Origin of the sequence: Micromonospora sp. NPDC049114 (genome assembly GCF_040648635.1) — a bacterium.
GTDB lineage: Bacteria > Actinomycetota > Actinomycetes > Mycobacteriales > Micromonosporaceae > Micromonospora.
Window position 1 is genome coordinate 1175216 of record NZ_JBEZEA010000002.1, and the last position, 15448, is coordinate 1190663.

The following is a 15448-nucleotide window of genomic DNA, read 5'->3' on the forward strand; positions in this document are numbered from 1 at the left end:
GGTGGGGAGGCGCCGTCTCGTCGGGGCTCAGCCGCGCCGGTTGTCGAGCCAGCGTTGCAGGGCCGAGCGCGGGTCCTGCTCCCGGGTGGGCTGCTGGCGCTCGGGGACGACCGGGCGCTCCACCGGGCGGCGGGGCTCGCCGGCCAGCTCCTTGGTGGGCGCGACGAACGCCTTCTCCGGCTGACCCTTCACCGCCGTGGCGATGACCCGGGCGACCGCGTCGATCACCTTGCTCTGCACCGCCGAACCCACCGAGTCGGCCGGGTCGTCCGGGTTGACGGCGATGCCGGCGACGGCCACCTGCGGGGTGAAGCCGACGAACGTCTCGGTGGAGTTCTCCTCCGAGCTACCGGTCTTGCCGGCCACCGGCCGACCGTCGAGGATGTCGTTCACGCCGGTGGCGGTGCCACCGTTGCACTGCCCGTACGGCGACTGCTGGCCCACCGGGCAGCGGGCCGCGTCCGTCGCGGCGCGCGCCACGTCGGTGTCCAGGACCCGCTTGCAGGACGGCTGGCCGACCGGCACCTTCGCGCCCTTCGCGTCGGTCACCGAGACCACCGGCACCGGCGTGCAGTAGGTGCCCTCGGCGGCCACCGTGGCGTACGCGTTGGCCAGGTCAAGCGGGGTCGTGGCCGCCACGCCGAGGGTGAACGAACCCCAGTTCGCGGCGTTGTCCCTGGCGAAGGCGGCGTCCGAGTCGGCGCGGAAGGTGATGCCGAGCCGCTGCGCCATCTCGACGACCTTGTCCTGCCCGACCTGCTCGGCCAGCCAGACGAAGTAGGTGTTCACCGACCGGCCGAAGCCGTCCCACATCATCCGGTACCCGTCCATCCAGTCCGGGTTGGCGTTCGCCGGGCACCACTTGCCGTCGCAACTGCCCGGTCCTTCGGCGGCGTACCGGGTGGGCAGCTTGGCGGGCGCGTCGAACCCGGTGGAGAGGGTACGGCCCGACTCCAGCGCGGCGAGCATGGTGAACAGCTTGAACGTCGAACCCGCCTGGTACCCGTCGACACTGGCCCCGCCGGAGATCAACGGGTTGACGGTGTTCGGGTAGTTCGCCTGCCCGGCCGGGTTGTCGGCCAGGCTGTAGTGCCTGTTGACCGCCATCGCCAGCACCCGACCGGTGCCCGGCTGCACGGCCGCGATCGGCAGGGCGCGCTTGTTGTCGTACCCGTACACCTTGGTGGCCTGCTGTTGCGCGGTGGCCTGGACCTGCGGATCGAGCGAGGTGACGACGGTGTAGCCGCCCGCGCGCAGGGCCTGCTCGCGCTCCGCGGTGGTGGCGCCGAAGGCCGGCTGGGTCAGCCACCACTGGCGCAGGTAGTCACAGAAGTAGCCCCAGTCGTCGTGGCCCTGGGCGACTGCGGTGCAACCGTTGGGCTGCGCGGTCGGGTGCAGGGTCAGCGGCTCCGCCTTGGCCTGCGCGGCCTGCACGGCGGTGATCGCGCCGGTGGCGACCATCGAGTCCAGCACGTACGACCGGCGGGCCAGCGCCTGGTCCTTGTCGCCGCCGATCGGGCTGTACGCGTCCGGGGACTGCACCAGGCCGGCGAGCAACGCCGACTCGGCGAGGGTCAGCTTCGCCGGCGGCTTGCCGAAGTAGCGCTGGCTGGCCGCCGCGATCCCGTACGCCCCGGAGCCGAAGTACGCGATGTTCAGGTACCGGTTGAGGATCTCGTCCTTGCCGAGGCTCTTGTCGAGCGCGCCCGCGTACCGGATCTCCTGGAGCTTGCGGCCGACGGTCGGGTCGGTGGCGGCGGCGCGCTCCTCCGGCGTGCGGGTGGGGTCGGTCTTGAGCACGTTGCGGACGTACTGCATGGTCAGCGTGGAGCCGCCCTGCTCGGTGCCGCCGCCCTTGACGTTGGCGACCAGCGCTCGGGCCAGGCCCCGCAGGTCCGCGCCGCCGTGGTCGTAGAACCGCCGGTCCTCGGCCGCCACGATCGCCTGGCGCATCACCGGGGCGACGTCCGCCAGCGCGACGTCGGTGCGGTTCACGTCGTAGAACGTGGTGAGCAGCGTCTTGCCGTCGTTGGCGTAGAGGTACGAGCGCTGTGGGGTGGCCGGGGTCTTCAGCGAGGCCGGCAACGCGGCGTACGACCCGATCGCGGCGCGCGCGGCGAACCCGACCAGCAGGTTGCCCGGGAGCGCGGCGACGGCCAGGACGAGCCCGGCCAGCACGCCGGCGAGCAGCACGGTGAACAGCCGCGACAGCGGCGAGCGAGAGGCGGCCATGCTCCCCAGGATTGCCACATATAACGCCAACCGACCACCCCCAAAACCCAACTGTCACCAACTTCACGCCCCACGGCCCCCTCCCCGGACCGCGTTGATCGAGAAGTTGTTGCCACGACACGCCGAGGTGGAGCGCAATAACTTCATGATCAACGGCGTGGGATCAGGGGGTTGGGGTGCTCAGGCTGGCGTTTGCGGCGTCCCTCGCGGTTTCGCGGGGCATCAGGCGGCCGGAGCGGTAGCCGATGCCGATGCCGGCGATCAGCACGAAGATCGCGCCGAACGTCTGGAGCGAGCCGATCAGGGCACCTCCCAGGCCGAGCAGCGGTGCGGCGATGATCAGCATGACGCCGTCGCCGAGGCTGAAGGTGCCGGAGCGGGCCACCGCCCACCCGGTGAGGAACCAGCCCACGCTGTAGAACGTGGCGCCGAGCAGGACCAGCGAGCGCGCGCTGGTGCCGAAGACGGGCGTCTGCTCCTCGAGCCCGGCGAAGGGCAGCATCAGCACGGTGCCGGCGATGCTGACCAGCAGACCGGCGGCGGCCACCCGGCGGCTGCGCGTGGCGGCCAGCAGGCCGGTGAGGGCCAGGAGCGCGAGCAGGCCCAGCCACACCGCGGCCACCCAGCCGACCAGATACACGGCCCGGCCGTTGGCGGGATAGGGGTCGTTGCCCACCCCGCCGTCGCTGGCCATCGCCACGACGCCGTAGAGAATGGCGTACGCGGGCAGCAGCCACACCGCGGCCCGCGCGAACCGGCGTACCGACCAGGCCCAGCTGGCATTCGTGGCCGGGGCGCCCGGGGTCGGCTCACCCACGAAGGGCAGTACGCCGAAACCTCCACCGGTGCTGCGGGAGCCCAGCGGGGCGACCGGGTCGTGCGCGCCGGGCACCGGGGCCGAGGACCACATCCGATTCGCCGGATCCTTCATGCGTCACCTCGCTCGTCCGCGAGCGGTGCGAGACGCGCCGGGGCGCCCCGATTGCCTGGTCACCACCCGTCCTAGGACCGATCGTGGCAGGCATCGGAGCGCCCCATGAGTCTTTCTCGCATTTAGCCGGCCGGCTGGCCGGCGTCCTGCGTCAGCCGCGCTCGCGCTGGTCGGCCGGGTCCTCGGTCAGGCTGGCCGGGGTGACCGGCTCCGGCGCGGGCAGCCCCTGCGGCTTGTTGCCACCGGTGGCCTGCACCTCGGCGACGCGTACCTCGTCGTGGATCTGCTGGGCGGCGTCCGCCGCGGCCTGCGCCGCCTCCGCGGCCTCGCGCTCCACCTGGCTCGCGTGTTCGGCCGCCTCCGGTGCGGGCAGGTCCCCCACCATCTGGCTCAGCCCGCCGAGCGCGCCGCCCATGCCCTCCAGGGCCTTGGTCAGCTCGGCCGGCACGATCCAGACCTTGTTGGCGCTGCCCTGGGCGATCTGCGGGAGGGCCTGCAGGTACTGGTAGGCGAGGACCTTCTGGCTCGGGTTCGCCTGGTGGATCGCGTCGAACACCGTCCGGATCGCCTTCGCCTGACCCTCGGCCTGCAGGATCCGGGCCTGCCGGTCACCGTCGGCGCGCAGCACCGCGGACTGCTTGTCACCCTCGGCGGTGAGGATCACCGACTGCTTGTGGCCCTCGGCGGTGAGGATCGCGGCGCGGCGGTCCCGCTCGGCGCGCATCTGCTTCTCCATCGAGTCGCGGATGCTGGCCGGCGGCTCGATCGCCTTGATCTCCACCCGGGTCACCTTGATGCCCCAGCGGCCGGTGGTCTCGTCCAGCACGCCGGACAGGTGCCGGTTGATCTCGTCCCGGCTGGTCAGGGCCCGCTCCAGGTCCAGCGAGCCGATCACGTTACGCAGCGTGGTGACGGTCAGCTGCTCGATGGCCTGCAGGAAGCTGGAGATCTCGTACGTCGCCCGGACCGAGTCGACCACCTTGAAGTAGAGAACGGTGTCGATCGAGACCACCAGGTTGTCCGAGGTGATCACCGGCTGCGGCGGGAAGCTGACCACCTGCTCCCGCATGTCGACCTTGGTGCGCACGGCGTCGATGAACGGCACCAGCAGGTTGAGGCCGGGGCTGAGGGTGCGCTTGTACTTGCCGAGCCGTTCCACCACGTCCTGACGCTGCTGCGGCACGATCCGCACCGCCTTGGCCAGCGTAATCACGGCGATCAACGCCACCGCGATGATCAGCACACCTATGACCGTCATCGGTTCACCCTCTCGCTTCCGGCAGCTCGCCGGCGGAAGAAACGTCGTCCTGCCACACCAGGGCCGTCGCGCCCCGGACCTTTATCACCCGAACCCGTTGACCGGGCTCGAAAGTCTGCGTCGTGTCGTACGACCGGGCGGTCCACAACTCACCGTCGATCTTGACCAGGCCGTGCTCAGCGTCCACCCGTTCCAACACCAGTGCCGTGGAGCCCTCGATCGCCTCCACGCCGAACGGCTGCTCGCCGCTCTCCAGCGCGGAGCGGCTGTGCCGCCGGATCACGGGTCGGACCACCACCAGACTCAGCGCGGACACCACCGCGAAGACCAGCGCCTGCACGGCCACCGGAGCACCCAGGGCCGCTGCGCCGGCGGCGGCGAACGCGCCGACCCCGAACATGATCAGAAATAGCGTCGTCGTGAAAATCTCGGCGACGGCCAGCAGCACTCCCACAACGATCCACACCACGGCGTCCACCCCACGATCGTGACACGCAAATGCACGCGCGACCTGCCCGCGAAGATCAGTACGCTCGGCGAAGCCCTTTCCGACACACCAAAACACCACAAATCGGCGGCCCGACCCGAGGAGATCGCATTGACCCTGCTACCCGAGACCGCCCGACAGATCGACACCCGGGTCGCCCAGGCACAGGCCGACGGCCGTACCCCGTCGCTGGTGCTGGGCGTGGTCCGCGCCGGCACACTGGCACACCTGGCCGTCGCCGGCGAATACCCCCGCCCGGACGTCGACCTCCAGTACCGGTTGGGCTCGATCAGCAAGACGATGACCGCCACCCTGATCATGCAGTTGCGCGACGCCGGCCGACTGGACGTCGACGACCCGCTGGAGCAGCACCTGCCGGGCACCGGTGTGGGCAAGCTCACCCTGCGCCAACTGCTCAGCCACGGCAGCGGCATCCAACGCGAACCCGAGGGCGACTGGTGGGAGCGGGCCGCGGGCGTCGACCTGACCACCCTGCTCGCCGAGGTCAACGCCGGCAAGATCGCTTACCCGCCGCACCGCACGTACCACTACTCGAACCTGGCGTACGGGCTGCTCGGCGGTTTGCTCGAACGGCTCACCGGGAGGTCCTGGGCCGACCTGCTCGACGAGCGGATCCTCACCCCGCTGGGCCTGCACCGCACCACCTACGCGGCCACCGAGCCGTACGCCCGCGGTTACGTCGTCCACCCCTGGCACGGCACGCTGCGCGAGGAGCCCCGTACCGACACCGGCGCGATGGCCCCCGCCGGGCAGCTCTGGTCGACGATCGAGGACCTGGGCCGCTGGGCCGCGTTCCTCGCCGACCCGGACCCGTCGGTGCTGGCCGCCGAGACCCTGACCGAGATGTGCGCCCCCGTGATGATCAGCGACCTCAACTCCTGGACCGGCGGGCACGGCCTGGGCCTGGAGCTCTACCGGGACGGCGAGCGCGTGTACGTCGGACACGGCGGCTCGATGCCCGGATACGTGGCCGCCCTCGTGGTACACCGGCCCACCCGTACCGCTGTGGTCGGCTTCGCCAACTCCTACGCCTTTCCGATCACTAGGCTCGCCCGCCAGTTGCTGACCACGGTGCTGGACGCCGAACCGGCGTTCCCGCAGCCGTGGCGGCCGGCCACCGCCGCGCCGGACGCCGGGTCGGCCGAGCTGACCGGCCGCTGGTGGTGGATGGGCACGTCGCTGGACCTGCACCGGGACGCGGGTGACCTGGTGGCCCACGTACGCGGCGAGAGGGTCAGCCGGTTCGTCCCCGAGGGCCCGGACCGCTGGCGGGGACGTTCCGGCCCGGAGGACGGTGAGATCCTCACCGTCCGCCGCGACGAGCAGGGCGCAGCGGTGGCCCTGGACATCGCCACCTTCGTCTACACCCGCAGCCCCGACCAGGAGCCCTGACCGCCGCCCTGCCCCCAGCGGTGACGGGGTGACGGGGCGGCAGCCGGTGGTCAGGCTGGCTCGGTGACGAAGTCGATGAGGCGTTCCATGGCGTTGATCAGAGGGGTCTCCACGTCGGCGAAACTGTTCACCCGGGACAGGATGTGCCGCCACATGTCGGCCGGCTCGGCCACCCCGAGGGCCGCGCAGACCCCCTCCTTCCACGGCTGCCCCGGCGGTACGACCGGCCACGCCGCGATACCCAGTGCCGCCGGTTTGACCGCCTGCCAGACGTCCACGTACGGGTGGCCGGTCACCAGGACGTACGGCGAGTTGACCCGGGCCACGATGCGGCTCTCCTTGCTGCCCGACACCAGGTGGTCGACGAGCACGCCGAGGCGTCGGGTCGGGCCCGGACCGAAGTCGCGTACGTCGGCGTCCAGGTCGTCGATGCCGTCCAACGGCTCGACCACCACACCCTCGATCCGCAGGTCGTCGCCCCAGATCCGCTCGACCAGGGCGGCGTCGTGGATGCCCTCCACCCAGATCCGGCTGGCCTTGGCCACCTGGGCGCGAACGTTGTCCACCGCCACCGAACCGGACGCGGTACGTCGGCGGGCCGCCGGCACCGGCGCGCGGCTCGGGCGGCGCAACGTCACCGGACGGCCGTCGAGCAGGAACGCCGCCGGCAGCAGCGGAAAGTTGCGCCGCCGGCCGTGCCGGTCCTCCAGGACCACCGCGCCGGCCTCGAAGCCCACCACCGCCCCGCAGAACCCGGAGTCGGCGTCCTCCACCACGAGATCCGGTTCGGCGTCCACCTCGGGGGTGACCTTCCGCCGCCGCCAGTCCCCCGCCAGCACGTCCTCGCCGTATCGCCCCGCCATGTCGATCACGCTAACGTCCCCGCCAGCGCCCCGCCCCCCGACACACCGCCCCGGCCCATCGATCAGGCAGTGGATTCGAGGCGTCCCAGGGCGCTCTCGACCGGCGCCGGCCAGACGGAGTCCTTGAGGCCGAGGGCGTCGCGCAGGTAGGCCCAGGTGAGCCGCTGGAGCAGAGCGACCCGCTCGGGGTTCTCGTCCGTCGTCTCCCTGGCCTCGTAGTCGGAGATGCCGCCGAGCGAGTGCTCCGCGCCGAACAGCGTGAGCAGGCTCTTGCTCCCCGGGCTCAGGTGGTACGCGTCGATGAACCAGTCCGGCCCACGGACCGACAACGGGGAGTCGTCCCGATCGCCCGCGACGACGAGGGTCGGGGTGTGCATGGTCGCGAAGCTCGGGCTCATGAAGGGGAAGTGCTCGGCCGCGAACGGAGCGAGGTCGGCCCCGCCCCGGCCGGTCACGGCCAGCAGGACGCCTGCCGTGATCCGCGGGTCGCGCATGTCCTCTCCGGGGTTCTGATCGGCGTCGAGGACTCGGGCTCCCAGCAGGGTGCTCGCCGTCTGGGCGCCCCAGGAGTGGCCGGCCACGGCGATCCGGGTGCGGTCGAGCCGTCCGGCGAGGCCGGGGACGGACGACTCCAGCAGGTCGAGGTGGTCGAGGCTGCGCGTCAGGTCGTCCACCCGGATGCGCCAGATCGCCGGGGTGCGGGGGTCGTCGGGCGGAAGGTTCAGTCGCCGTGAGTCGAGGTGGGTGGGCTGGATGACGACGAAACCGTGCGAGGCCCAGAAGTCGACGAGCGGACCGTACAGGGTGGCCGCGCCGCCGAAGCCGTGCGAGAAGACGATGACTGGCAGTTCGTGGCCGGTCGTGGGCGCGGAGACGCGTACGTGCAGATCGTCGCCGCGGTCCGGGGCCGGCACCGTGACGGGGTGGACGGAGACCACGGGCGTGGGCTCGGGCATTGCGTGCATGATCGCTCCTGGTTGACTTGGTGTCCGCTGCCGTTCCTGGCATGCTGCATAGGCGGAACGCGGTTCCGTTAAAACATACGGAACACTGTTCCGTTTTCCAAGGGATGTGACGGGGGTAACGGTGACCGGGACGGAGGCGGGTGCCCCGCGCAAGCGGCGGGCTGATTCGCGGCGCAACGAGACGGCGCTCCTGGAGGCGGCCGCCGCGGCATTCGTCGCCTCCGGAGTCAATGCGCCGGTGCGTGACATCGCCGCCAGGGCCGGCGTCGGCGTCGGGACGATCTACCGCCACTTCCCGACGCGGGCCGACCTGATCGTCGCGGTGTACCGACACCAGGTGGAGGCATGCGCCGCGGCCGGCCCGGTGCTGCTCGCGGAGAGCACCACCCCGCACGCCGCCCTGGCGAGCTGGATCCACCTCTTCGTCGACTTCCTGGTCACCAAGCACGGCCTCGCCGAGGCGATGCGGTCCGACGACGCCGCCTTCCAGACGCTGCACGCCTACTTCCTCGACCGACTCGTCCCCGTCTGCGCCGAACTGCTCGACGCCGCCAGCACGGCGGGCGAGATCATTCCCGACATGGACGCCCTCGTCCTGATGCACGGCGTCGGCAACCTCTGCATCGGCGCCGACAACCCTGGCTACGACGCGCGCCTCATGGTCGGACTGGTCATCGCGGGTCTGCGGCTGCGCTAGCGCTCAGGGAGGCACGCGGGCGGGGCCGCGGCACCGCCGAATGACGGTCGACAGCGGATCAGCGGGCCGCGCCGCGGGCGAGGATCGGGCGAAGGGGGCAGTTCGGGGCAGGCAGGGCGGCCGGAGCGGCAGTCGAGACAGGGCCACCGATGACCACGTACCCTTTCGGCATGTCCACCCCCGCAACGGGCGCGGCCACGCTTGCGCCGCGCCGGTCGAGCCGGTTCGTTGCCTGGGTGCGCGCGTGGCGTGCCGGGCTGGTGCCGTACGACGAGGTCGCCGACGCCATCGCCGGTGACGAGGAGCATCTCGTTGCGGACGCCCCCGGCACCTGGACCGACGTCCCGCTGGGTGCCGCGCTGCCCACCCTGGCCAAGCTCTCCCCCGACGAGATCCGTCTGGTGCTGCCCGCGCCGGGCGACCCGCGGGGTCTGCCCGGTCCCGGGGACTTCGCCGGCGCGGCGCTGGTGGCGGGCGAGGCGGTGGTGGCCGGCGGGCTGGGTCTGATCCCGCAGGTGCGCAGCCACACGTCCGGCTCGGGGGACTGTTTCGAGACGGTGCTGTGGCGGGTGTACCCGCTGCCGGCCAACGCCCCGGCCGCCTCGCTGTCACTGCCCGGCGCCGCCGAGGCGGAGGCCGAGCTGGCCGCCGCGCTGGCCGAGACGACAGCCGCGCTGACGCGACTCGACGTGGCCCAGTGGCGGCCCGAGTTGGCCGGAGCGCTGGCAGCGCTGCGCCGCCCGGACGGCGCCACCGATCTGCCACCCGGCTTCGACCCGCGGGCCCGCCGGCTCTTCGCCAGGGCCGCGGTGCTCGACCGGGTGCTCGCGCTGGCCGGGCATGCCGCCCCCGGTGGCGCGATCAACAACTACGAGGCCCAGCAGCGCGACGCCGCGTTGCGCCCGCTCACCACGGCCTGTCGGCAGGCGCTGGTCGCCGCCTGCAACGCCCCGCTACGCCCCTGACCCCGACCTCGACCCCACACCGCGTCGATCTTGCACTTTGTGTCGCGGCACAACGGGCATACCGGCCATACCGGCGACAGCAAGTGCAAGATCGGCGAGAGCGGGAGCGGGGGGCGCGGTCAGACCTCGTCGAGCAGGTCGGCCACCGAGTTGATGATCCGGGACGGTCGGTACGGGTAGCGCTCCGCCTCGGTACGGCTGCTGATGCCGGTGAGCACCAGGATCGTCTCCAGCCCGGCCTCCAGACCGCAGAGGATGTCGGTGTCCATCCGGTCGCCGATCATCGCGGTGGTCTCCGAGTGGGCGTTGATGGTGTTCAGCGCGGAGCGCATCATCATCGGGTTGGGCTTGCCGACGAAGTACGGCTCCACCCCCGTCGCCTTGGAGATCATGGCGGCGACCGAGCCGGCGGCGGGCAGCGCGCCCTCCACGGACGGGCCGGTCACGTCGGGGTTGGTGCAGATGAACCGGGCCCCGTCGTTGATCAGCCGCACCGCCTTGGTGATCGCCTCGAAGCTGTAGGTGCGGGTCTCGCCGAGCACCACGTAGTCCGGGGCGAAGTCGGTGAGCACGTAACCGACCGCGTGCAGCGCCGTGGTCAGGCCGGCCTCCCCGATGACGTACGCGGTGCCACCCGGCCGCTGGTCGGCGAGGAACTGGCCGGTGGCCAGGGCGGAGGACCAGATCGACTCCTCCGGCACGTCCAGGCCCATCCGGCTCAACCGGGCGGTGAGGTCCCGCGGGGTGTAGATCGAGTTGTTGGTCAGCACCAGGAACGGCTTGCCGGAGGCGCGCAGCCGGTTGATGAACTCCGGTGCGCCGGGCACCGGCTGGCCCTCGTGCACCAGCACGCCGTCCATGTCGGTGAGCCAGCTCTGCACGGGCTTGCGGTCATGCATCGGTGCTCCCAGCGGGCGCCGGACGGCGGGTCGGAACACAGCAGACGGTGGGGCACGAATCCCACATCGGCAGCTCGCCGCGACGGCGACGCAGCTGCGCGCCGTCCGGGTCGGTCCGCTCGGTGACCAACTCGCGGACCATTGTCACGAACCGCGGGTCGATGCCCGGGGTGCCCGCCCGGACGAAGTCCAGGCCGAGCTGCTTGGCCGTCTCCAGTGCCTCGGTGTCGAGGTCCCACACGACTTCCAGGTGGTCGGAGACGAACCCGATCGGGCTGACCACCACGCTCGTGGTGCCGCCCTCGGCGAGGGTGCCCAGGTGGTCGTTGATGTCCGGCTCCAGCCACGGCACGTGCGGGGGGCCCGAACGGCTCTGCCAGACCAGGTCGTACGCCAGGTCGGGGGCGGCGGCAGCGGCCACCAGCGCGGCGGCCTCCCGCAGTTGCGCCTCGTACCGGCCGCCGTGCGGGCCGGCGTTGGCCGCCATCGAGGTGGGGATGGAGTGGGCGGTGAACACCAGCCGGGTGGTGTCCCGCCGGGCCGGGTCGAGCTGGCCCAGCGCGGCACGGACGGCGTCGACGTGCGGCTCGATGAAGCCGGGATGGTCCCAGAACTGGCGGATCTTCTCGATCACCGGGGCGTCCGGGCCGACGGCGGCGCGGGCGGCGGCGATGTCCTCCTGGTACTGCCGGCAGGACGAGTAGCCGCCGTACGCGCTGGTGACGAAGGCCAGCGCCCGGGTCACCCCGTCGTCGCGCATCTGCGTCACGGTGTCGGCGAGCATCGGGTCCCAGTTGCGGTTGCCCCAGTAGATGGGCAGGTCGAGACCGTGCGCGGCGAAGTCGGCGCGGAGGGCGGCCAGCAACTCGCGGTTCTGCTGGTTGATCGGGGACACCCCGCCGAAGTGCTGGTAGTGCTCGGCGACCTCGGCCAGCCGCTCGGGCGGCACGCCTCGGCCGCGGGTCACGTTCTGCAGGAACGGCATCACATCCTCGGGCCGTTCGGGCCCGCCGAAGGACACCAGCACCACCGCGTCGTACGCCATGGGGTCATTCTCGCCCCTCGGCCGCGACGGCCCGGCGACGCCCCCTGGTCCGGACGCGTAGATCACGCGGACGGCGACCAGGGAGCGTCGCGGCGCAGCGTCAGGAACCGACGGCGTGGTAGCCGCCGTCGACGTGCACGATCTCGCCGGTGGTGGCCGGGAACCAGTCCGAGAGCAGCGCCAGGCAGGCCCGGGCGGCTGGCTCCTGGTCCGTGAGGCTCCAGCCCAACGGCGCCCGCTCGGCCCACGCCTCCTCGAACTGGTCGAAGCCGGGGATCGACTTCGCGGCGATGGTGCGCAGCGGCCCGGCGGCGACCAGGTTGCTGCGGATGCCCTGCTTGCCCAGGTGCATGGCGAGGTAGCGGGACGCGGACTCCAGGCCGGCCTTGGCCACGCCCATCCAGTCGTAGACCGGCCACGCCTTCGTGGCGTCGAAGGTCAGGCCGACCACCGCGCCGCCGGCCGACATCAGCGGCAGCGCCGCCATCGCGAGGGACTTGTACGAGAAGGTGGAGACGTGCAGGGCGGTCGCCACGTCCTCCCAGGGCGCGTCGAGGAACCCGCCCCCGAGGCAGCTCTGCGGGGCGAAGCCGATCGAGTGCACGACGCCGTCGAGGCCGTCGACGTGCTCCCGTACCCGGTCGGCGAGGCTGGCCAGGTGCTCGGTGTTGGTCACGTCGACCTCGATCACCGGGGCGGGCTCGGGCAGCCGCTTGGCGATCCGCTCGACCAGGGAGAGCCGTCCGAAGCCGGTCAGCACGACCTGCGCGCCGTTCTCCTGGGCGAGTTTCGCCACCGAGAAGGCGATCGAAGCCTCGGTGATCACACCGGTGACGAGCAGCCGCTTACCGGCGAGCAGTCCGGACATGCAGGGTTTCCTCCGTACGTTGTCGAAGCGCTGGTCAGTGGCCCATGCCGAGGCCGCCGTCGACCGGGATCACGGCGCCGGAGACGTACCCGGCGCCGTCCGAGGCCAGCCAGGTGACCACGGCGGCCACCTCGTCCGGGCTGGCCATGCGGCCGGCCGGGATGGACTTGCGGATCTCCGCCTTGCGGTCGTCGCTGAGGCTGGCGGTCATGTCGGTGTCGATGAAGCCGGGCGCCACCACGTTCGCGGTGATGTTGCGGCTGCCCAGCTCACGGGTGATCGAGCGGGCCACGCCTACCAGGCCGGCCTTGCTGGCGGCGTAGTTGACCTGACCGGCGCCGCCGGAGAGGCCCACCACCGAGGAGATGAAGATCATGCGGCCCCACTTGGCCCGCAGCATCTTGCCCGAGGCCCGCTTCGCGACCCGGAACGCGCCGGTGAGGTTGGTGTCCAGCACACCGGTGAACTGCTCCTCGGACATCCGCAGCAGCAGGGTGTCGTCGGTCATGCCGGCGTTGGCGACCACCACCTCGACCGGACCCAGCTCGGCCTCGACGGCGGTGAACGCGGCGTCGATCGAGGCCGCGTCGGTGACGTCGGCGCGCACGCCGAACAGCCCGTCGGGGGCGTCGCCGCTGCGGTGGGTGACGGCCACCCGGTCGCCCTGCTTGGCGAAGGCCTGCGCGATGGCCAGGCCGATCCCCCGGTTGCCCCCGGTCACCAGCACGGTACGGGCCACTGTTCCCCCTTGCTCAGCTGATCTCAGTCGCTGGCGAGCCTAGGCGTTACCCACAGGTAAGCGCTAACGGGAGCCGCGTCACACCGGGGTACGACACCGGGATCAACCCCTGGTGGCACGCCCCGTGACGGGCTCTGCCCGTAGCCTCCGGGTGGTGAACCGGCAACCGATCGCCGTGGCCCTGCGGGCACTGCGGCAGACCCTGTGGGGCCCGGACGCCCCGCCCGGTCGACCGCTGCTGGCCCGCTGGCCCCGGCTGGCCCGCCCCGCCGCCCCGGTCGGACTGCTGGCCGCGCTCGGCCTCTTCTGGATCACGTTCGCCGTGGAGAGCGACTGGGGCCTGCCGGCGCCGGTCGCGGTGCTGTTCGCGGCGATGACGGTGGCGCCGCTGCTGGCGCTGCCCAGGCGTCCGCTGCTGGCCTGGCGGCTCACGGTGCTGGCCCTGCTGGTGTGCACGTTCAACGCGCCGGCCGGCCTGCCCGGGCCGTGGACGCCGCCGCTGGCGCTCGGCTCGGTAGCGGTGGTCGCGGTGGTCGTCGCGCGGGTCGACCGGCCGGTGCTGGCCTGGGTGGTGGCGATCACCGCGGTGCCGGTGCTCACGCTGGCGCACCCGGAGAACCGGGCCGCCGTCCTGGCGCTGCTCGGCGCGCTGGCGATCGTCGGTGACCTGATCCGGCGCAACCGGCTGTCCCGGCGGGCACTGGCCGCGCAGACCGAGCTGAGCGAGCGGGAGCAGGAGCGCCGCGCGGTGCTGGAGGAGCGCACCCGGATCGCCCGCGAGCTGCACGACGTGGTGGCCCACCACATGTCGCTGATCGCGGTGCAGGCCGAGACCGCGCCGTACCGGCTGACCGACGTGCCAGCGCCGGCGGCCGCCGAGTTCGCCGCCATCGCCGGCTCGGCCCGCGACGCGCTCACCGACATGCGGCGGCTGCTGGGGGTGCTGCGCAGCGAGGCCACCGGCCCGCAGACCGCTCCGCAACCCGACCTGACCGACCTGGGCGCGATGGTCGACGGGGCCCGCCGGGCCGGGCTGCCGGTGACCCTGGACATCGACCCGCTGGGCGACGGGCGGGTGCCCGCGCCGGTCGGGCTGGCCGCGTACCGCATCGTGCAGGAGGGGCTGGCGAACGCGGCCCGGCACGCGGCAGGCGCCGCGGTGCGCGTCACCGTCCGCGCCCGTCAGTCCGGTCTGGGAGTACGCGTCGAGAACTCCCCGACCGACGCCCGACCGACCGCCGACGGCAGTCCGGGGCACGGGCTGACCGGCATGCGGGAGCGGGCCACCTCGCTGGGCGGTACGTTCACCGCCGGGCCGCTGCCCGACGGCGGTTACGCGGTGGCGGCCGACCTGCCGTACGAGGCGGAGAGCGGAGACGCATGATCAAGGTGCTGATCGCCGACGACCAGGCGATGGTCCGGCAGGGCTTCGGCGCGTTGCTCGCCGCCCAGCCGGACCTGCTCGTGGTGGGTGACGCCGCCGACGGCGCGCAGGCGGTCGCCGCCACCCGCCGGCTCGACCCGGACGTGGTGCTGATGGACGTGCGGATGCCGGTCATGGACGGGTTGGAGGCCACCCGCAAGCTGCTCGGCGACCGCTCGGCGCAGCGCCCCCGGGTGCTCATCCTCACGACGTTCGACCTGGACGACTACGTGTACGAGGCGCTGCGGGCCGGTGCCAGCGGCTTCCTGCTCAAGGACGCGCCGGCGGCCGACCTGGTGCAGGCGGTGCGGGTGGTGGCGGCCGGGGACGCGCTGCTCGCCCCGGCGGTGACCCGCCGGCTGATCGCCGAGTTCGCGGCCCGCCCGGACCGCCGTCGACCCCGCCCGACCGACCTGGCCGGCCTCACCCCACGCGAGACCGAGGTGCTGCGGTTGATCGCCCGGGGTCGCAACAACGCGGAGATCGCCGGTGACCTGGTGGTGGCGGAGCAGACGGTGAAGACGCACGTGGGGCGGATCCTCGGCAAGCTGGGGCTGCGCGACCGGGCCCAGGCCGTGGTGCTGGCGTACGAGACGGGTCTGGTCGCCGCCGGCGAGTAGCCCCACAGGGCCAGCCGCGAAACGGCTCCCCGGTGCGACGCCC

The 15448-nt window shown here is 72.4% G+C and carries 15 protein-coding genes; 5 read left to right on the forward strand and 10 right to left on the reverse strand.

Going from position 1 to position 15448, the window contains the following annotated elements:
* Positions 1 to 27: 27 nt before the first annotated feature.
* The 4 genes from AB0B39_RS12800 to AB0B39_RS12815 form a co-directional block, all read right to left on the reverse strand.
* The gene (locus AB0B39_RS12800; protein WP_357574346.1) at positions 28 to 2232 is read right to left on the reverse strand and encodes a transglycosylase domain-containing protein; all 2205 of its coding nucleotides are present in this window, start codon (positions 2230 to 2232) and stop codon (positions 28 to 30) included.
* A 163-nt stretch (positions 2233 to 2395) separates the two neighbouring features.
* Entirely contained in the window at positions 2396 to 3163 is a 768-nt protein-coding gene (locus AB0B39_RS12805; RefSeq protein WP_357493341.1) for a hypothetical protein, read from the reverse strand.
* Positions 3164 to 3314: 151 nt separating this feature from the next.
* Complete coding sequence (locus tag AB0B39_RS12810; RefSeq protein ID WP_357493343.1) at positions 3315 to 4421, reverse strand: SPFH domain-containing protein; 1107 nt, start codon at positions 4419 to 4421, stop codon at positions 3315 to 3317.
* Positions 4422 to 4425: 4 nt separating this feature from the next.
* Positions 4426 to 4899 (reverse strand): NfeD family protein, encoded by a 474-nt coding sequence (locus AB0B39_RS12815; protein WP_357493345.1) that lies wholly within the window; start codon positions 4897 to 4899, stop codon positions 4426 to 4428.
* A 120-nt stretch (positions 4900 to 5019) separates the two neighbouring features.
* Between AB0B39_RS12815 and AB0B39_RS12820 the strand changes: the two genes are divergently transcribed.
* The gene (locus tag AB0B39_RS12820; RefSeq protein ID WP_357574347.1) at positions 5020 to 6321 is read left to right on the forward strand and encodes a serine hydrolase domain-containing protein; all 1302 of its coding nucleotides are present in this window, start codon (positions 5020 to 5022) and stop codon (positions 6319 to 6321) included.
* A gap of 50 nt (positions 6322 to 6371) precedes the next feature.
* Here AB0B39_RS12820 and AB0B39_RS12825 read toward each other — a convergent pair whose 3' ends face one another.
* Together AB0B39_RS12825 and AB0B39_RS12830 are read right to left on the reverse strand one after the other, a co-directional pair.
* Entirely contained in the window at positions 6372 to 7184 is an 813-nt protein-coding gene (locus AB0B39_RS12825) for a DUF3097 domain-containing protein (RefSeq protein WP_357493350.1), read from the reverse strand.
* Positions 7185 to 7246: 62 nt separating this feature from the next.
* A complete protein-coding gene (locus AB0B39_RS12830; RefSeq protein ID WP_357493352.1) occupies positions 7247 to 8149 on the reverse strand; it encodes a chlorophyllase in 903 nt (300 codons plus the stop codon).
* A 121-nt stretch (positions 8150 to 8270) separates the two neighbouring features.
* On the opposite strand from AB0B39_RS12830, the gene AB0B39_RS12835 reads away from it, so the two are divergent.
* Together AB0B39_RS12835 and AB0B39_RS12840 are read left to right on the forward strand one after the other, a co-directional pair.
* Positions 8271 to 8846: a TetR/AcrR family transcriptional regulator gene (locus tag AB0B39_RS12835; protein WP_357574348.1), complete on the forward strand. Its 576-nt coding sequence runs from the start codon at positions 8271 to 8273 to the stop codon at positions 8844 to 8846.
* A 170-nt stretch (positions 8847 to 9016) separates the two neighbouring features.
* Positions 9017 to 9811 carry a hypothetical protein gene (locus AB0B39_RS12840; protein ID WP_039908695.1) on the forward strand — a complete coding sequence of 265 codons (795 nt, stop codon included), beginning with the start codon at positions 9017 to 9019 and terminating at the stop codon, positions 9809 to 9811.
* Between the two features lie 119 nt (positions 9812 to 9930).
* On the opposite strand, the gene AB0B39_RS12845 is transcribed toward AB0B39_RS12840, so the two are convergent.
* The 4 genes from AB0B39_RS12845 to fabG form a co-directional block, all read right to left on the reverse strand.
* Entirely contained in the window at positions 9931 to 10710 is a 780-nt protein-coding gene (locus tag AB0B39_RS12845; protein WP_234588479.1) for an HAD-IIA family hydrolase, read from the reverse strand.
* Positions 10703 to 11755: a ferrochelatase gene (locus AB0B39_RS12850; RefSeq protein ID WP_357574349.1), complete on the reverse strand. Its 1053-nt coding sequence runs from the start codon at positions 11753 to 11755 to the stop codon at positions 10703 to 10705. The genes AB0B39_RS12845 and AB0B39_RS12850 overlap by 8 nt, the downstream gene beginning before the upstream one ends.
* A 100-nt stretch (positions 11756 to 11855) precedes the next feature.
* Positions 11856 to 12623, reverse strand: a complete 768-nt coding sequence (fabI, locus tag AB0B39_RS12855) for an enoyl-ACP reductase FabI (protein ID WP_234588477.1) — start codon at positions 12621 to 12623, stop codon at positions 11856 to 11858.
* Between the two features lie 34 nt (positions 12624 to 12657).
* Positions 12658 to 13362, reverse strand: a complete 705-nt coding sequence (fabG, locus tag AB0B39_RS12860) for a 3-oxoacyl-ACP reductase FabG (protein ID WP_234588476.1) — start codon at positions 13360 to 13362, stop codon at positions 12658 to 12660.
* Positions 13363 to 13516: 154 nt separating this feature from the next.
* Here fabG and AB0B39_RS12865 point away from each other — a divergent pair, with 154 nt between their 5' ends.
* The gene (locus tag AB0B39_RS12865; protein WP_357493361.1) at positions 13517 to 14746 is read left to right on the forward strand and encodes a histidine kinase; all 1230 of its coding nucleotides are present in this window, start codon (positions 13517 to 13519) and stop codon (positions 14744 to 14746) included.
* The gene (locus AB0B39_RS12870; RefSeq protein ID WP_007462555.1) at positions 14743 to 15405 is read left to right on the forward strand and encodes a response regulator transcription factor; all 663 of its coding nucleotides are present in this window, start codon (positions 14743 to 14745) and stop codon (positions 15403 to 15405) included. The genes AB0B39_RS12865 and AB0B39_RS12870 overlap by 4 nt, the downstream gene beginning before the upstream one ends.
* Positions 15406 to 15448 lie beyond the last annotated feature (43 nt).

Coding starts and splice junctions, on each gene's coding strand:
- AB0B39_RS12825 (WP_357493350.1), bottom strand. CDS start 7,184: ATGGCGGGGCGATACGGCGAGGACGTGCTGGCGGGGGACTGGCGGCGG.
- AB0B39_RS12800 (WP_357574346.1), bottom strand. CDS start 2,232: ATGGCCGCCTCTCGCTCGCCGCTGTCGCGGCTGTTCACCGTGCTGCTC.
- fabI (WP_234588477.1), bottom strand. CDS start 12,623: ATGTCCGGACTGCTCGCCGGTAAGCGGCTGCTCGTCACCGGTGTGATC.
- AB0B39_RS12870 (WP_007462555.1), top strand. CDS start 14,743: ATGATCAAGGTGCTGATCGCCGACGACCAGGCGATGGTCCGGCAGGGC.
- AB0B39_RS12805 (WP_357493341.1), bottom strand. CDS start 3,163: ATGAAGGATCCGGCGAATCGGATGTGGTCCTCGGCCCCGGTGCCCGGC.
- AB0B39_RS12830 (WP_357493352.1), bottom strand. CDS start 8,149: ATGCACGCAATGCCCGAGCCCACGCCCGTGGTCTCCGTCCACCCCGTC.
- AB0B39_RS12810 (WP_357493343.1), bottom strand. CDS start 4,421: ATGACGGTCATAGGTGTGCTGATCATCGCGGTGGCGTTGATCGCCGTG.
- AB0B39_RS12850 (WP_357574349.1), bottom strand. CDS start 11,755: ATGGCGTACGACGCGGTGGTGCTGGTGTCCTTCGGCGGGCCCGAACGG.
- AB0B39_RS12840 (WP_039908695.1), top strand. CDS start 9,017: ATGTCCACCCCCGCAACGGGCGCGGCCACGCTTGCGCCGCGCCGGTCG.
- AB0B39_RS12845 (WP_234588479.1), bottom strand. CDS start 10,710: ATGCATGACCGCAAGCCCGTGCAGAGCTGGCTCACCGACATGGACGGC.